Source organism: Bradyrhizobium sp. SZCCHNS3052 (assembly GCF_032484495.1).
Classification (GTDB): Bacteria; Pseudomonadota; Alphaproteobacteria; order Rhizobiales; family Xanthobacteraceae; genus Bradyrhizobium.
Genome location: NZ_JAUETB010000003.1, coordinates 505,208 through 521,133, shown reverse-complemented (window position 1 = coordinate 521,133; position 15,926 = coordinate 505,208). Strand labels below are relative to the sequence as shown.

Below are 15,926 nucleotides of genomic sequence, written 5' to 3'. Positions count from 1 at the left end.
CAACACAAACTCGTCAATGCGGATGATGCCCAGTGACGCGCCATCCATTCCTTGAGTGCGGCCGTCAGCCCGCGGCGCATTGCACACAAAGCTAGGGGATCGCGACAGCAGGATGTTGCGCTAGGTCAACCGGCGGACGATCGTTCATGCAAATCAGGCATGATGACCATTACCAATCATCCACGAACATGAACGGACGCATGTGAGCACTGATACGACCCCCGGCCTGCACCGGTTCTGGCGCCTGTCGCCTGCGCAGGCAGGCGCAGCGCTGGGCTGCGACCTGGACGGCCTCGGCAGAGCCGACGCCGAGCAGCGGCTGCAACGCTACGGCCGGAATGCCGACTCCCCATCGCATGTCGTGGGGCCGATGCGCGCCGTGCTCCGCCGCCTGCTCGAGCCGCTATCGCTGATCCTGCTGGTGGCCGGCATCATCTCGATGGTGACGGGCGACGTGATCGGCGGCGCCATCATCGTCCTCATCCTCACGCTGTCGATCGGACTCGATACGGTTCAGGAGGGGCATGCCGTCAAGGCGGCCGAGGAGCTCCGCCGCTCCGTGGCCCTGAAGGCCGAGGTCAAGCGGGACGGCGCCTATCGCGAGATCGACGTCGACGCCGTCGTTCCCGGAGACATCCTGCGCGTCCGCGCGGGCGACATCGTTCCTGCCGATGCGCTGATCATCGAAAGCAAGGCCTTCACTGCCGGCGAGGCGGCGCTGACGGGAGAGCCCTATCCCGTGACGAAACAGGCCGGTATTCCCAGCGATGAGAATGACACGTCGAATGCGCTGTTTCGTGGCTCCGTGGCTCAGACCGGAGAGGCCGTCGCGCTCGTCGTCAACACCGGGCCGAACACGATGTTCGGCGCTGCCGCCTCGGCGCTGGCCGAAGCGCAGGCCCGCACGCCGTTCGAGCGCGACCTGCACGAGTTCGGCCTCGTCATCGCGCGGCTGACGCTGGCGCTGGTCGTGATCGTGCTCGCGGTGCGCGTCGTGTTCGGCCGTGATGTGCTCGACTCGCTGTTGTTCTCGGTGGCGCTGGCCGTCGGACTGACGCCCGAGCTGCTGCCGATGATCACCACCGTGACCCTGTCGCGCGGCGCGCTTCGCATGGCCAACCGCAAGGTGATCGTGAAGCGGCTCGCGGCGATCCATGATCTCGGCGCGATGTCGGTGCTGTGCACCGACAAGACGGGAACATTGACCTCAGCAGAGATCACGCTCGCCCGAAGCATCGCGCCCGACGGCAGCGACGACCCGCGAGCCGCGGAGCTCGGCGCGATCGCTGCCGCGCTCGGCGGCGATCGGGGCTCGCTCGACACCGCGCTCATCGCCGGCGCGGACCGTGCGGCAGCAGGATGGACCCTGGGCGGACAGCAGACCTTCGACTTCTCGCGCCGGCTCGGCTCGGTGCTGGCGATCCGCGGGGCAGATCAGATCCTGATCGTGAAGGGCGCGCCAGAGGCGGTGATCGAGCTCTGCACGCAGCAACGGCAGGGCAGCGCGACTACGCCGATCGACGCCAGCGGCCGCAACGAGATGTGCGCGCGCGTTCACGCGCTGGCGCGCGAGGGCCTGCGCACGGTCGCAATCGCGTCACGGCCCTGGACCGGCGCGCCGCGCGAGATCGAGACCGATGACGAGCAGGAACTGATCTTCGAGGGTCTGTGCGCGTTCGCCGATCCGCCCAAGCCGACCGCAGCCGCGGCCATCGCACAGCTTGCGCGCGCCGGCATCGCGCTGAAGATCCTTTCCGGCGACGATCCGGTCGTGGTCAAGCGACTGGCCGGGCTGGTCGGACTGAGGGCGGATCGCGTGCTGTCCGGCAGCGACATCGCCGAACTCAGCGATGACGCGCTCGCGGTGCAGGTGCGCTCGGCCGACGCGTTTGGCCGGCTCGCCCCCGATCAGAAATCGCGCATCGTCAAGGCGCTGCAGGCCTCGGGCCACGTCGTCGGCTTCCTGGGTGACGGCATCAACGACGCGCCGGCGCTGAAGGTGGCCGACATCGGCCTGTCGGTCGACGGCGCCACCGCCGTGGCGCAATCCGCCGCCGACATCATCCTGCTCGCCTCCGATCTCGAGGTTGTCGCCGACGGTGTGGAGGAAGGGCGGCGCACCTTCGCCAACATCCTGAAATACGTGCGAATGGGCGCGAGCTCGAATTTCGGCAACATGCTGTCCATGGCGGTCGCTTCGATCATACTGCCCTTCCTGCCGATGCTGCCGACGCAGATCCTGCTCAACAACCTGCTCTATGATCTCTCCGAACTCGGCATCCCGTTCGATCGTGTGAGTCCGCAGGCCACCGCGCGGCCGCAGCGCTGGGACATGAAGCGGCTGCTGCGCTTTGCCGCGATCATGGGCCCGCTGTCGTCGCTGTTCGATTTTCTCACTTTCGGCGCCCTGCTCTATTTGTTCCATGCGACGCCCGACGAGTTCCGGACCGCCTGGTTCCTCGAATCGATGGCGACCCAGATCCTCGTCATCTTCATCATCCGGACCAACGGACGGCCATGGAGCAACCGCGCCGATCCGATGCTGACTGCGTCGTCACTGACCGCGCTCGCCGTCGCGCTCGTCGTGCCCTTCACCCCGGCCGGCGCCTGGTTCGGCTTCGTGGTGCCGCCGATCGCCGTGCTGGCCACCATCGCGGCTCTCGTTATCGCCTATCTGGTCTGCGCCGAAGGTCTCAAATCGGTCGCCGTACAGTCCACGACCTTGCGAACTCACCGGCGGCATCACCACCGCGGTTCATGACCAGCGCCGCTGCATAGTCGCGATGCATCTGCCCTCTTGATAGGCAGCTGCAATTGGTGTCTGTCGACGAGGCCGGGGAGGACCAGCGGCCGGGATGACCGGGCCGGATGCCGCGGCGCACGAACCGGGGCCAACACCGCCGCATGTCTGCCGCCGATCCCACCGCGTCCGCCGCGCCCGCGCGCGCCTGGATCGCCAACCAACCCTATGTGCTGCTCAGCATCACCGCGCTGTGCTGGGCCGGCAACGCGATCGTCGGCCGGCTGGCTGCCGGGCACATTCCGCCTGTCACCCTGTCGTTCCTGCGTTGGTCGCTGGCGTTCCTGATCATTCTGCCGCTGGCCTGGAAGCAGCTTCGCCAGGACTGGCCGGCGATCCGCTCCAAGCTCGGCGTCATGATCGCGCTGTCGGTGACCGGCATCGGCGCCTTCAACACGCTGCAGTACTGGTCGCTCGAATACACCCAGGCGCTCAACACGCTGCTGCTGCAATCCGGCGGTCCGCTGATCGTGGCGCTCTGGTCGATGCTGCTGCTGCGCGTGCACCTCACTTTGGCGCAGGCGATCGGCATCGTGCTGTCGATGATCGGCGTGCTGCTGATCCTCACGCGCGGCCATCCGGCGGCGCTCGCCGACATCAGCTTCAACAAGGGCGACCTGATCTTCCTGGTCGCGATGGCGGTGTTCGGCTTCTACTCGGTGCTGACGATCAAGCGACCGCAGATCCATGGCCTGTCGATGGTCGCCTTCACCTTCGGCTGCGGAGCCGCGAGCCTGATTCCGCTGTTGATCTGGGAGCTCAACACGCGCCCGGTGATGGCGCTCGACACCCAGAACCTGCTGTCACTGCTCTACGTCGCGATCTTTCCCTCGACCATCGCCTATCTGTGCTTCAACCGCGGCGTTCTTCTGATCGGTGCCAACCGCGCAGCGCCGTTCTTCCACGTGGTGCCGGTGTTCGGCTCGATCATGGCGTTCGTCTTCCTCGGCGAGCGGCCGCAGATCTTCCACGTGATCGGCTTCGCCCTGGTGCTGAGCGGCGTCTACGCGGCCTCGCGCAAGCAGGCGACATGAGGCGAACGGTTCATCCGAGCGCCTTGAGCGTCATGCAGACGGCCATCAGCGACACGAAGCCCACCAGCAGGACGCGCAACCGTTCCGGCGGAACGCGGTTCGCGAGACGCGCGCCGACATCGGTGCCGACCGCGAGGCCGACGATCACCGCGACGAGCGTGGGCCAAGCCGGCATGGCGCCGTGCCGCCAGTAGATCCAGGCGGATGGAAGCGTCGTGGGCACCAGCGTCAGCGCCAGGCTGATCATCTGGGCGCGGTGCTGTGCCATGCCCAGCACCGCGCTCAAGCCAACCACCGTGGCGAGCCCGCCGCCGATCCCAAGAAAGCCTGAGGACACGCCGGCCGCGCAGCCAACTGCAAGGAGCGCTGCTCGATGTGGATCCGGCGCGGCGCCGGTTGCTTCGGCGGACTCCTTCGCCCGTCGCCTGCGCAGCAGCAGAGCATCGAGCAAGAATAGGTAGATCACATAGGCCCATTGCAGGACCGCCGCCGTCGTCCAGTTCGCGATCAGTGCGCCGACGATGCCGCCGACCAGGAATCCCAGGCCGAGCCAGAGCAACACCGCAGCCGTCACCCGATTGCCGCTATCCCAATAGCGCCTGATGCCGGCCGCGCTGGTCGGCGGGATCTGCGCGACCAGCGAGAGCCCTTGCGCGGTGTGCTGCTCGGCGCCGAGCAGCATGACCGCGAACACGACGAGCCCACCACCGGGAGTGACGCCGAGCAGCCCCGAAGTGAAGCCGCCGACCAGCCCGGTGCCGAGACCGGCAATGAGATCAGGAACGCTCGTCATCGAGACCCGCCCGGTACGGTTGGAGAGGCAGTCGCTTCAGGTCATCGCCGCGCCGTGAGTCCCGTCAGCAGCGTCTCGAATGCGGCCATCGCTTCGGATGACGAGAACGGCTCGCCCCACAATCGCTGCAGCACGAACCCCTGGAACATCGCGACGATCGTGCGGGCCATGCTGCGTGGATGAACGGAGCGGTCGATGACGCCGAGCCGCTGGCCCCGCTGCAGCAGCTCGGTGATCAAGACGGCCGGCTTGCGCACACCGTCCGTCACCTGCGCGCGGATGTCATCGTCCCGCAGCGCCTCGGCCCAGAGCTGCAGCGCGATGCGGCGGTGGCGCAGGCCCTCTTCCTTCTGCATGTCTGCCAACGAGGCGCGCGCAATGGCGCGCAACGCTTCCAACGGATCAGAAATCTCACGCGCCGTGGCCAACAGGGCGGCATCACGGGCATGGCGATGCTCGCCGATCGCCTGAATGAGCTCTTCCTTGCTGGCGAAATGGCCGTAGATGCAGCCCGCGCTCAAACCAGATTGCGCAATGACATCGGCGATCGTGGTCTGATGGAATCCCTGCCGGGCGAAGCAGGCCTCGGCGGCCTGCAGGATCTCGTCCCGGCGCGCGGCCATCGTCTCGGGCTTGAGTTTCGGCATGCGCAGCTCCTGCCGAGCGGTCGCAGGGTGCGGCTGTCGGCTCGATGGCGTTCCCGTCTGCGATGAGCATACAAAACGAATATTCGTTTTGTAAAGGAGGCCCATTGGCATTTCGACATGGCGGCCTTCCGCCCGGGCGCTCTTGTCCCGCCCGCCATTTCGGGCACAAGCTCCGGTCAACAAGAGAAGCCGATTCCTTGCCCACCGCATCGCATCCGACCTCGCCGCTGGCCTGGCTCAACAACCAGCCCTATCTGCTGCTGACGCTGGCCTCGCTGTTCTGGGCCGGCAACATCGTGCTGGCGCGCTATGTCGCCGGGCACGTGCCGCCGCTGACCCTGTCCTGCATCCGCTGGATCGGAACTTTCCTGATGCTGTGGCCGTTCGCGCGGACGCATCTCGTACGCGACTGGCGTACCTTGCTGGCCAGCTGGCCGCTGCTGCTGGTGCTGGCGCTGACCGGCTTCGCCATCAACAATGCGCTGTCCTACTGGGCGATGCAGTACACCCAGGCGCTCAACGGGCTGCTGATCCAATCCTCGGCCCCCCTGTTCGTAGCGCTATGGTCGCTCGTGCTGTTCGGGGTCAGGCTGACGGCGGCGCAGTTCGCCGGCATCGCGATATCCTTGACCGGCGTGCTGGTCATTTTGCTGCGCGGAGACCTCGGCGCATTGGCCGCCATTCAGTTCAACCGCGGTGACTTGATGTTCGCCGGGGCGCTGCTGGTGTTCGGGATCTACTCGGCGGTCATGACGCGGCGGCCGGCCGTGCACCAGCTGTCGCTGATATCGTGCTGCACGGCCTTGGGCGCCCTGCTGCTGCTGCCGCTGGCCGCGTGGGAATACGCGTCCGGCTTCGTGCTGCAGCTCGATCTGCTATCGCTCCTGACCCTCGGCTACGTCGTGGTGTTCGCCTCGACGCTCGCCTATCTGTTCTTCAATCGCGGCATCGGCCTGATCGGGCCGAACCGCGCCGCGCCGTTTCTACATCTGGTGCCGCTGTTCGGCTCGGTGCTGGCGATCCTGCTGCTCGGCGAGGAGCTGAAGCCGTTTCATCTGATCGGCTACGCGCTGGTCATCGCCGGCGTGATCATCGCCTCCCGCACCGGCCGCACCAAGGTCGCGTGAGCGCCTGCAAGCTCACGCCGTGCTTTCAAGGCCAGGCCCGGTCCATCACCGCTGCGACTAGGCCGTGCGCACCTTCGCCATGAAGCCATCGACGGCCTGCTGCAGCAGGCTCGACTGGCTGTCGAGCTCACGTGCGCTCGACAGCACTTCGGCGGCAGCCATGCCTGTCGCTTCCGCCGCCTTGGTCACGCCGCCGATGTGCGCGCTGATCTCGTTCGAGCCGGCGGCGACCGACTGGATGTTGCGCGCGATCTCGCGCGTCGCGTCTCCCTGCTGCGCGATCGAGGTCGAGATCGAATTGGTGATCTCGCTCATCTGCGCGATGGTCTGGGTGATGCCGCTGATGGCGGTGACCGCATCCTGGGTCGAGGTCTGCATCGCCGCGACCTGCGCCGAAATCTCCTCGGTCGCCTTCGCCGTCTGGTTGGCGAGTGCCTTCACCTCCGAGGCGACGACGGCAAAGCCCTTGCCGGACTCGCCGGCACGCGCGGCTTCGATGGTGGCGTTCAGCGCCAGCAGGTTGGTCTGCGCCGCGATCGAGTGGATCAGCTTGACGACCTCGCCGATCTTCTCGGCGCCGGTCGACAGCACCTGAACGGTGGCATTGGTGCGCTCCGCGTCGCCCACGGCTTTGCTCGCAATCTCGCTGGAACGGGCGACCTGGCGCGAAATCTCATTGACCGAGCTCGACAGCTCTTCGGCCGCGGCCGCGACCGTGCCGACATTGTCATTGGCGCTCTGGGTGGCGGCGCTGACGGTCGAGGCGCGCGAGCTGGCATCGCTCGCGGTCGAGGTCATCGATTGCGCGGTGTGCTGCATGCCCTCGGCCGCCGACGCCACCGAGCGGACGATGCCGTTGACGCTGCGCTCGAAGTCGGCCGCCAAATTCTGCATGGCCGCGGTCCGCTCGGCGGCCGCACGCTGCTGGGTGGCGGCCTCGGCCTGCTCGAGCTCGCGCATCCGCAGCGCGTTGTCCTTGAAGATCTGGACAGTGGAGGCCATCCCGCCGATCTCGTCGCCGCGGCCGACACCGGGAATCTCGCCCTCGAGCCGGCCATCGGCGATCTCGCGCATGCGGACGCCGAGACGATCGAGCGGCACGCTGATGCTGCGGCTGATCAGCCAGGCGATCCCGCCGGCGACGACCGCGATGCCTGCGCAGGCCATCCAGATCAGCCATTTCAGCGGCTTCATCTTCGCGTCGAGATCGTCGACATAGACGCCGGTGCCCACGAACGTATTCCAACCGGGAATCATCACGGCATAGGAGATCTTGCGGGTCGGCTGCTCCTGGCCCGGGCGCAGGTATTCGTAGTGCAAGGTGACTTCGCCATCCTTGGCAACGCCGTCGCGCAGCTCGACGACGAGCTTGCGGCCGTTGAGCTCGAAATCGATCACGTTCGAGCCGCGCTGCTTCGGATCCTGGGAAAGCACCACATTGCCGTCCATCGTATAGGCGAACAGATAGCCCGTGCCCTTGTCGAAGGTCATCGTTCTCCCGCGATTGACGAACTCGTCGAGCGCAGCCTCCTTCGTCAATTTGCCGGCTTCGACATCCTTGATGAGGCCGAGGGCCATGTTACGCGCGGTCTCGACGATCGCCCGGCACTGTTCGATGCGGGCATTGACCATCTCCTTTTGCATCAGAGTGCCGGCAAACGTACCGGCCGCGGCAAGGCCCAGCATCGCCACGCCGACGACGATGGCGAGCTTGGGGGCAATCTTCAGGTTGTTCAGCAGCACGCAACGAACTCCGCCCGGTCCCCGATCGACGACCTCGATCTGTCAAGGTGAGCCGCTGGTTAACTGATCAGGCGATGGTTAGAGTTCGGTTGCAAACGCCCTCCGTAGAATCCCGGATCAGCTCGGGGCAACGGCATCCCGGACCGGGACCGCAGCGGAGGCCGGCCGCAACGGCGCGAACTCATCGGCGGTCAGCGTCTCCTTGGCAATCAGGAGCGCGACGCCGCGCTCGAGGTCCGGGCGATGGCTTTCGAGAATCGCCCTGGCACGGGCATCGCCGTCTGCAATCAGATCCCGTACGGCGAGGTCGATCTCGCGCCCGGTCTCCTCCGCCGCCGACACGATCTGATCCTGTGGCTGCAGGAACGACACCTGTGGACGCGGCGCGTAGGTGCGCTGCCCGACGGTCGCATCCATCCCGTATTTGGTGACCATCTCGATCGCGATCTCGGTCGCGCGCTGCAGATCGTCGGCGGCGCCAGTCGAGACATCGCCATCGAAGATCAGCTGCTCGGAAGCCCGTCCGCCCATCAGCACGGCGATGCGGTTCTTCAACTCGCTGACCGCGAGCAGGAAGCGATCCTCGGTCGGGCGCTGCATCGTGTAGCCGAGCGCGCCGACGCCGCGCGGAATGATCGAGACCTTCTGCACCGGATCGACGCCGACGAGATTGGCCGCGACCAGCGCGTGACCCATCTCGTGATAGGCGACACGGCGGCGCTCGGCGGGACTGAGCACGCGGCTCTTCTTCTCGATGCCGGCGACGATGCGCTCGATCGCCATCGTGAAATCGTCGAACGTCACCTCGTGGCCCTTGCGGCGGGTCGCCGCGATGGCGGCCTCGTTGATCAGGTTGGCGAGATCGGCGCCGGTGAAGCCGGTCGTCAGTGCCGCGACCTTGTCGAGATCGACGCTGTCGGCGACCGTGATCTTGCGGACATGCACCTTGAGGATTGCGAGCCGCCCGCCCCTGTCAGGACGGTCGACCAGCACCTGACGATCGAAGCGGCCGGCGCGCATGAGCGCGGGATCGAGGATCTCCGGCCGGTTTGTCGCGGCGAGCAGGATGACGCCGGAGCTTGGGTCGAAGCCGTCGAGCTCCGCCAGCAATTGATTGAGCGTCTGCTCCTTCTCGTCGTAGCCGCCAAACTGGCCGCCGACGCTTCGGCTGCGGCCGAGCGCGTCGAGCTCATCGATGAAGATGATGCAAGGCGCGGCCTTGCGGGCCTGCTCGAACAAATCGCGCACGCGGGCAGCGCCGACGCCGACGAACATCTCCACGAACTCGGATCCGGAGATCGAGAAGAACGCCACACCCGCTTCGCCCGCTACCGCGCGGGCGAGCAGGGTCTTGCCGGTGCCGGGCGGGCCAACCAGCAGGATGCCCTTGGGCACGTGTGCGCCGAGCCGGCCATAGCTCTTCGGATCCTTCAGGAACTGCACGACCTCCTGCAGCTCGAACTTGGCCTCGTCGACACCGGCGACATCGGCGAAGGTGACCTTGGTGTCGGTCTCGACATAGACCTTGGCGCGCGACTTGCCGATCGACATCAGACCGCCGAATCCCTGGCGATCCATCACCTTGCGGCCGAGGAACACCCAGATGAGATAGAACATCAGCGCCGGCACGACCCAGGACAGCAGCGCCTGAATCAGCCCGCCCGAGGGCACACCAGTCACCGTCACGCCCTTCGCGGCAAGCTTTGCGGCCAGCGGCGGATCGACGCGCGCGGTGATGAACGACGTCTTGCCGTCGGACTGCTTGTCCTTGAACTTGCCCTGGATGGTGTCCTGGCTGACCGACACCTCGGAGATCTTGCCCTGCTCGATCAGCTGCTCGAACTGGCTATAGGGAATCGTCTCGACCGTGTTGTAGGTCGTCAGAAGCCATTGCAGCAGCAGCATGCCGACGCCGGCGAGGAAGATGTAGCCGACGGCGACGGCCTGCTTGCGGGTGTTCGGGTCGGATTCCATGTCGGCGCTCTCGGTCGAGATCGATCACGGCCGGACAGGACGTGATCGAACGGGGTCCCACTCGCGCATAACAGGGCCGGGACCGGGCGGCTTGTCATGGATCAAACGGCGCCGATCCCACGCCGGGCAATCAGCCCGACGGCTGCAACACGATCGACTTGTCCTTCGGCCAGCGCACACGCCAGGCGAAGGCGATATCCTTGGCCTCGCCGGGTCTGGCGTCGATCACCCATTCGACGACACCACGCCGGTCGCGGACGTTGGTCGAGGCCGGCGGCGTGGTCGCGGGAAGCATCTCAACCGTGATCTCCTCGTTCTCGCTGACCGGCAGTTGATCCTGGATCGCGACCTTGATCGGGAAATCATGCGCGTTGCGGACCGTGGTTTTGAAGGCGCGCTCGTCGATCTTCGCCGTCGTCACGATCAGACCGGCCGAACCTTCGTTCCGTTTGACGACACTGCGCTCGACTTTGACCTTGTCGTCGGCCCCGAAGCCGACATGAACGACCTCGTCCTTGCCGGCCGACGCCAATCTGCTGGTGCCGACGAACATGCCGTCGCGATAGATCGAGACCTTGCCCGGCAGCAGCGGCGCCTCCTCGCTCTGCGGGAAGCTCGCTTCGAGATAGGCGGTGGCATCGATGACGGGCGCCGAACGGATCGTCAGTTCGGGCGTGATCGTCGCGGTGGAAATACGCAGGCTCTTCGCGCCATCATTGGCACCGACGCTGACGCGTCCGGGGAGGTGGAAGACGGTCTGAAAGGCGCTGATCTCCGCGACCGTCTGCTGCTCGACGGCCTTGTCCGCGACATCTCCGAACGTCGTCCCTCCGCCAAAGCGAAACTCCTGCCGGCTCTCCATGAGTCCTCGTGCCGCGCTGACGGCCGCCGGCTTCGGCGCTGGCTGTGGCGGCGGCGGATATTGCGCGATGATCGTCCTGAGCTCGGGCGCGCTGCCGCCGCGTCCGGTCCGCACCGTCGAAACCGTGAGCGCGACCTCGGACCAGTCCTCCCCGGTGGCCTGCTGGATCTCGGCGCGTCGCACCAGTTCGAGAGCCGGTTTGCGGTCCTTCGCCATCGTGTCGAGACGCGCGTCGTAGAGCGGCACCCAGCGGGCGTTGCGCACCGCGTAGGTCACGCGCAAGGTCGCCTTGGTCGCTGCCGCAGCCGACAATTCGATCCGCACCTCCAGCTTGCTCGGGGGCTTCGTCGTGAGATTGTCCTGCAGGCGCGCGATCTCGCGATCGATCTCGCGCTGCTTGCGTTCGGCATCACGGATCGCCGCGTCGGCCTGTCCAACCTCGTCGGCAACGGCGGCGAACGCGGCACGCCATTCCGTGATCGGACGCGCCTCGCCCTTTTCGCCGAGCCCGGCCGGCGATGCCTCGGCAAAACGCTCGGCAAATTTCTTGCGCGCCAGGGCCGAGGCGATCGTGCCATCGAGATTGGCGCGCTCGTCCTTCAGCGCTTCGATGCGCTTGTCGATGTCGGGCAGGTTGACGGGCGGCGCCGCACGCGGTGGCTTGGCGTCGACGGTACCGATCACGAGCTTGGCGCCGGCCTCGCCTTCCACACGAAGCGAGGACGCATCGAGTCCGAGCGGGAAGTCCTTGGCGATCGCCGTCGTGTCACCGGTGGGAAGGTCGAGCGAGATGACCCGGGTCACGGTCGCGCCGTCGGGATACACGGTGACGGCATCGACGGTGGACGTCGCGTCAAGGTTTGCCGCATGGCCCGGCGCCGCCGCCAGCGAGGCACCGAGAACGAGAGTTGTCGTAACCAGCCACGTCGTTCGCATTGCCATCGATCTCTCCGTATCCCAGCGCCCCTGAGAACCGGATGAGCCGGTCCCTTGCGGGGCGTTAGACGCCACGAGAGGTCCGCGGGTTCAAATCGTGCGACCGCAAAGCTTGCCGTTGAAATTCCGCCGAGCACAGACGAGCACAGAAAAGGGCAGCACGGCCACGGTGCCGTGCTGCCCCTTTCGGTCGGCCAATTTGGCCCAGCGCGCGAAGAGTTGAGGTCTGGTTGCGAACCGCGAAGGATGTGCGCTCCCTCTCCCAGTTGCGGGGAGGGCTGGGGTGGGGGTGCCTCCTCGATTGAGGCTGCCCGAGTGGAGCAAGCCCCCACCCGGCGCTTCGCGCCGACCTCTCCCGCAAGCGGGAGAGGTGAACCGAGCCAGCGGCTAAGTCGATTCAACCAAGAAGCACCGCGCGCGCTAGCGCGTCATCAGAACGCCAGCGCCTTGGCCTGCTTGACCTGCGGCAATGCCTGGATCTTGGCGAGCAGATCCGCCGGCACCGCACCGTCGACCTCGACCAGCGCGATCGCGTCGCTTCCCGGCGCGACACGGCCGAGATGGAAGGTCGCGATGTTGATCTTCGCGTCGCCGAGGAGGCTTGCGAACTTGCCGATGAAGCCCGGCTTATCCTCGTTGGTGACGTAGATCATCGACTTGCCGAACTCGGCGTCGACACGGATCCCCTTGATGTCGACGAGGCGCGGCTTGCCGTCGGCGTAGACCGTGCCCGATACCGCGCGCTCCTGATGCTCGGTGGTGACCGCGACCGTGATCAGGCTCTCATAGTCGCTCTCGCCGGCGCGCAGCACCTCGTCGACGATCATGCCGCGCTCCTTGGCGATCACCGGCGCCGACACGACGTTGACCTCGCCCAGCATCGGCCGCAGCAGCCCGGCCAGCACCGCCGAGGTCAGCGCTCGGGTCTTCATCTCGGCGACGTGGCCTTCATAGGTGATCTGGATCTTGGTGATGCTGCTTTCGGTGAGCTGGCCCGCGAACGAGCCGAGTTTCTCGGCGAGTGCGATGAATGGCTTCAGCTTGGGCGCTTCTTCCGCGGTGATCGACGGGAAGTTGATCGCGTTCGAGATCGCGCCGGTGAGCAGGTAGTCCGACATCTGCTCGGCGATCTGCAGCGCGACGTTCTCCTGCGCTTCCGTGGTCGAGGCGCCGAGATGCGGCGTGCAGATCACGTTGGCATGACCGAACAGCGGATTGCTGGTCGCCGGCTCCTCGGCGAACACGTCGAGGGCCGCGCCCGCGACATGCTTGGAGTTGAGCGCCTCCAGCAGCGCCTGCTCGTCGACCAGGCCGCCGCGCGCGCAATTGATGATGCGCACGCCCTGCTTCATCTTGGCGATCGCCGCGGCATCGATGATGTTGCGGGTCTTGTCGGTGAGCGGCGTATGCAACGTGATGAAGTCGGCGCGCTTCAGCAGCTCCTCGAGCTCGACCTTCTCGACGCCGAGATCGAGGGCGCGCTCCTCGGTGAGGAACGGATCGAAGCCGATCACCTTCATGCGCAGGCCCTGCGCGCGATCGCAGACGATCGAGCCGATATTGCCGCAGCCGATCACGCCCAGCGTCTTGCCGGTGATCTCGACGCCCATGAAGCGGTTCTTCTCCCACTTGCCGGCCTGGGTCGAGGCGTCCGCCTGCGGAATCTCGCGCGCCAGCGACAGCATCATCGTGATCGCGTGCTCGGCGGTCGTGATCGAATTGCCGAACGGCGTATTCATCACGATGATGCCCTTGGCGGTCGCCGCGGGGATTTCGACATTGTCGACCCCGATGCCGGCGCGGCCGATCACCTTGAGCCGCTTGGCACGCTCGATGATCTTGGCCGTGGCCTTGGTCGCGGAGCGGATCGCAAGGCCGTCATAGTCGCCGATGATGTCGGCGAGCTTGTCCTTGTCCTTGCCGAGATTGGGCTGGAAGTCGACCTCGATGCCGCGATCCTTGAAGATCTGCACGGCGGCCGGGGAAAGTGCGTCGGAAATGAGAACTTTGGGTTTGGACATGACGATGTTCCTTCACGCCTCTCGCGAGAGAGGGACAGCGCATCGGCGCCGGAATGGGTGGAAGCAATCGAATCGTAGGGTGGGCCAAGCGCAGCGTGCCCACCGTCTTTCGCGTCGGTTGACGTTGATGGTGGGCACGGCGCTTCGCGCCTTTGCCCACCCTACGCGTCTTGAATTTCGTCATTGCGAGGAGCGGAGCGACGAAGCAATCCAGACTTTCTTCGTGGCCCTGGATTGCTTCGCTGCGCTCGCAATGACGGCACGAAGAGCGTGCGTCACGCCGCCTTCGGCAGCGCGGCCTTGGCTTCGGCGAACGCCCAGTCGATCCACTGCGTCAGCAGCGCGACGTCGTTGGCCTCCACCGTGGCGCCGCACCAGATGCGCAGGCCGGCCGGCGCATCGCGATAATGCGCGAAGTCGAAGCCTGCATTCTCCTTCTCGACCAGCGACACGAGCTTCTTGGCGAACTCCGCCTGGGCATCGGCCGACAGCGATGTGATCGCGGGATCGACGACCTTGAGGCACACCGAGGTGTTGGAGCGGATGGCGGGATCCTGGGCGAGAAAGTCGATCCACGGCGTCCGCGCCTTCCAGTCGGCGAGGACCTTGGTGTTGGCGTCGGCGCGGGCGATCAGCGCCCTGAGGCCGCCGATCGACTTGCCCCAGTTCAGCGCGTCCAGATAGTCCTCGACGCACAGCATCGAGGGCGTGTTGATGGTCTCGCCCTCGAAAATGCCGGCGTTGAGCTTGCCGCCCTTGGTGAGGCGGAAGATCTTCGGCAGCGGCCAGGCTGGCTTGTAGGTCTCGAGACGCGCCACCGCGCGCGGCGAGAGGATGAGCATGCCATGCGCGGCCTCGCCGCCGAGCGCCTTCTGCCAGGAGAACGTGACGACGTCGAGCTTCGGCCAATCGAGGGCTTGCGCGAATGCGGCCGAGGTGGCGTCGCAGATCGTCAGGCCTTCCCGGCTCGCGCTGATCCAGTCGGCATTCGGCACGCGCACGCCTGACGTGGTGCCGTTCCAGGTGAAGACGACGTCACTGGCCGGATCGACCTTGGACAGATCCGGGATCTCGCCATAGCCGGCGTGCAGCTTGGTGACATCCTTGAGCTTGAGCTCCTTGACGATGTCGCTGACCCAGCCCTCACCGAAGGATTCCCAGGCGATCGTGGTGACAGGCCGCGCACCGAGCAGCGACCACAGCGCCATCTCGACCGCGCCGGTGTCGGACGCGGGCACGATGCCGATCTTGTAGTCGGCGGGCACTTCGAGGACGTCGCGCGTCAGCTCGATGGCCTGCTTGAGCTTCGCCTTGCCAATCTTCGCGCGATGCGAGCGGCCGAGGGGAGCGTCTTTGAGATTTTCGGAGGTCCATCCGGGGCGCTTGGCGCAGGGGCCGGAGGAGAAGTGCGGCACGGCAGGCCGCTGCGAGGGTTTCGCTGCAGTCATCGTCTATCCTTCCAGATAGTAAGCCTCCCGTTGGGGGGAGGTGTCCCGCCGGCGTGAATACGGTAAGGGTCGTTCCGCGTCAAGGAACTTCGCGCGCCTTCTGTCTGCGTTCACGCGGTCGTGCTGGCATGCAAGCGAATGCAATTCATTCCGGCGCGGCGCCGACCGGTGCCTGACCAGCCGGCGGACGATGCAGGAAGGTCATCGAGCCGTAGGCGCCGATCCAGGAGCCGACCGCCGCGAATGCGACGTAGATCCAGTTCTCCGTGTAGCTGATCACCGCGAATGACGACAGCATGTACCAGATCGAGCTCCAGGTCGCCGCTGACAACCGTCGCTTGGCAACGACCGCCGACGTGAACATGACGTAGACCGCGTCGGTGGCAGCCGTCGCCAGCACGACACCGAAGGCCGTCAGTGGATTGATCGCCGACATCGTCCTCTCCTCTTCGTTGTACTGCACCATGCGACGTCATTGTTTCGTCGAACGCATCCGTGCACAATGACGCGATCTGCACGCGCCGAACAACAAGGATAGAAG

The 15,926-nt window shown here is 66.0% G+C and carries 11 protein-coding genes; 3 read left to right on the top strand and 8 right to left on the bottom strand.

From position 1 onward, the window contains the following. Nucleotides 1-202: 202 nt before the first annotated feature. A complete protein-coding gene (mgtA, locus tag QX073_RS13955) occupies nucleotides 203-2,761 on the top strand; it encodes a magnesium-translocating P-type ATPase (RefSeq protein WP_316192017.1) in 2,559 nt (852 codons plus the stop codon). 143 nt (nucleotides 2,762-2,904) lie between these two features. Next, nucleotides 2,905-3,834, top strand: coding sequence for a DMT family transporter (locus QX073_RS13950; RefSeq protein ID WP_315750078.1), 930 nt, complete (start codon nucleotides 2,905-2,907; stop codon nucleotides 3,832-3,834). A 10-nt stretch (nucleotides 3,835-3,844) separates the two neighbouring features. Here QX073_RS13950 and QX073_RS13945 read toward each other — a convergent pair whose 3' ends face one another. Further along, a complete protein-coding gene (locus tag QX073_RS13945) occupies nucleotides 3,845-4,627 on the bottom strand; it encodes a sulfite exporter TauE/SafE family protein (RefSeq protein WP_315714134.1) in 783 nt (260 codons plus the stop codon). A 41-nt stretch (nucleotides 4,628-4,668) separates the two neighbouring features. Beyond that, nucleotides 4,669-5,457 carry a TetR/AcrR family transcriptional regulator gene (locus QX073_RS13940; RefSeq protein WP_315750077.1) on the bottom strand — a complete coding sequence of 263 codons (789 nt, stop codon included), beginning with the start codon at nucleotides 5,455-5,457 and terminating at the stop codon, nucleotides 4,669-4,671. A gap of 14 nt (nucleotides 5,458-5,471) precedes the next feature. Here QX073_RS13940 and QX073_RS13935 point away from each other — a divergent pair, with 14 nt between their 5' ends. After that, complete coding sequence (locus QX073_RS13935) at nucleotides 5,472-6,401, top strand: DMT family transporter (protein ID WP_315750076.1); 930 nt, start codon at nucleotides 5,472-5,474, stop codon at nucleotides 6,399-6,401. Between the two features lie 57 nt (nucleotides 6,402-6,458). Here QX073_RS13935 and QX073_RS13930 read toward each other — a convergent pair whose 3' ends face one another. From QX073_RS13930 to QX073_RS13905, 6 genes are all read right to left on the bottom strand, one after another. Next, nucleotides 6,459-8,144: a methyl-accepting chemotaxis protein gene (locus QX073_RS13930; RefSeq protein WP_315750075.1), complete on the bottom strand. Its 1,686-nt coding sequence runs from the start codon at nucleotides 8,142-8,144 to the stop codon at nucleotides 6,459-6,461. Nucleotides 8,145-8,261: 117 nt separating this feature from the next. Continuing rightward, on the bottom strand, nucleotides 8,262-10,118 hold the full coding sequence (ftsH, locus tag QX073_RS13925) for an ATP-dependent zinc metalloprotease FtsH (RefSeq protein WP_315714130.1): 1,857 nt from the start codon (nucleotides 10,116-10,118) through the stop codon (nucleotides 8,262-8,264). Nucleotides 10,119-10,248: 130 nt separating this feature from the next. Continuing rightward, nucleotides 10,249-11,916, bottom strand: a complete 1,668-nt coding sequence (locus QX073_RS13920; protein WP_316225962.1) for a mucoidy inhibitor MuiA family protein — start codon at nucleotides 11,914-11,916, stop codon at nucleotides 10,249-10,251. A gap of 431 nt (nucleotides 11,917-12,347) precedes the next feature. Continuing rightward, on the bottom strand, nucleotides 12,348-13,937 hold the full coding sequence (serA, locus tag QX073_RS13915) for a phosphoglycerate dehydrogenase (protein WP_316169320.1): 1,590 nt from the start codon (nucleotides 13,935-13,937) through the stop codon (nucleotides 12,348-12,350). 275 nt (nucleotides 13,938-14,212) lie between these two features. Continuing rightward, nucleotides 14,213-15,385 (bottom strand): phosphoserine transaminase, encoded by a 1,173-nt coding sequence (locus tag QX073_RS13910; protein WP_315714128.1) that lies wholly within the window; start codon nucleotides 15,383-15,385, stop codon nucleotides 14,213-14,215. Nucleotides 15,386-15,530: 145 nt separating this feature from the next. Next, on the bottom strand, nucleotides 15,531-15,821 hold the full coding sequence (locus QX073_RS13905; RefSeq protein WP_315714383.1) for a hypothetical protein: 291 nt from the start codon (nucleotides 15,819-15,821) through the stop codon (nucleotides 15,531-15,533). Nucleotides 15,822-15,926: the final 105 nt, after the last annotated feature.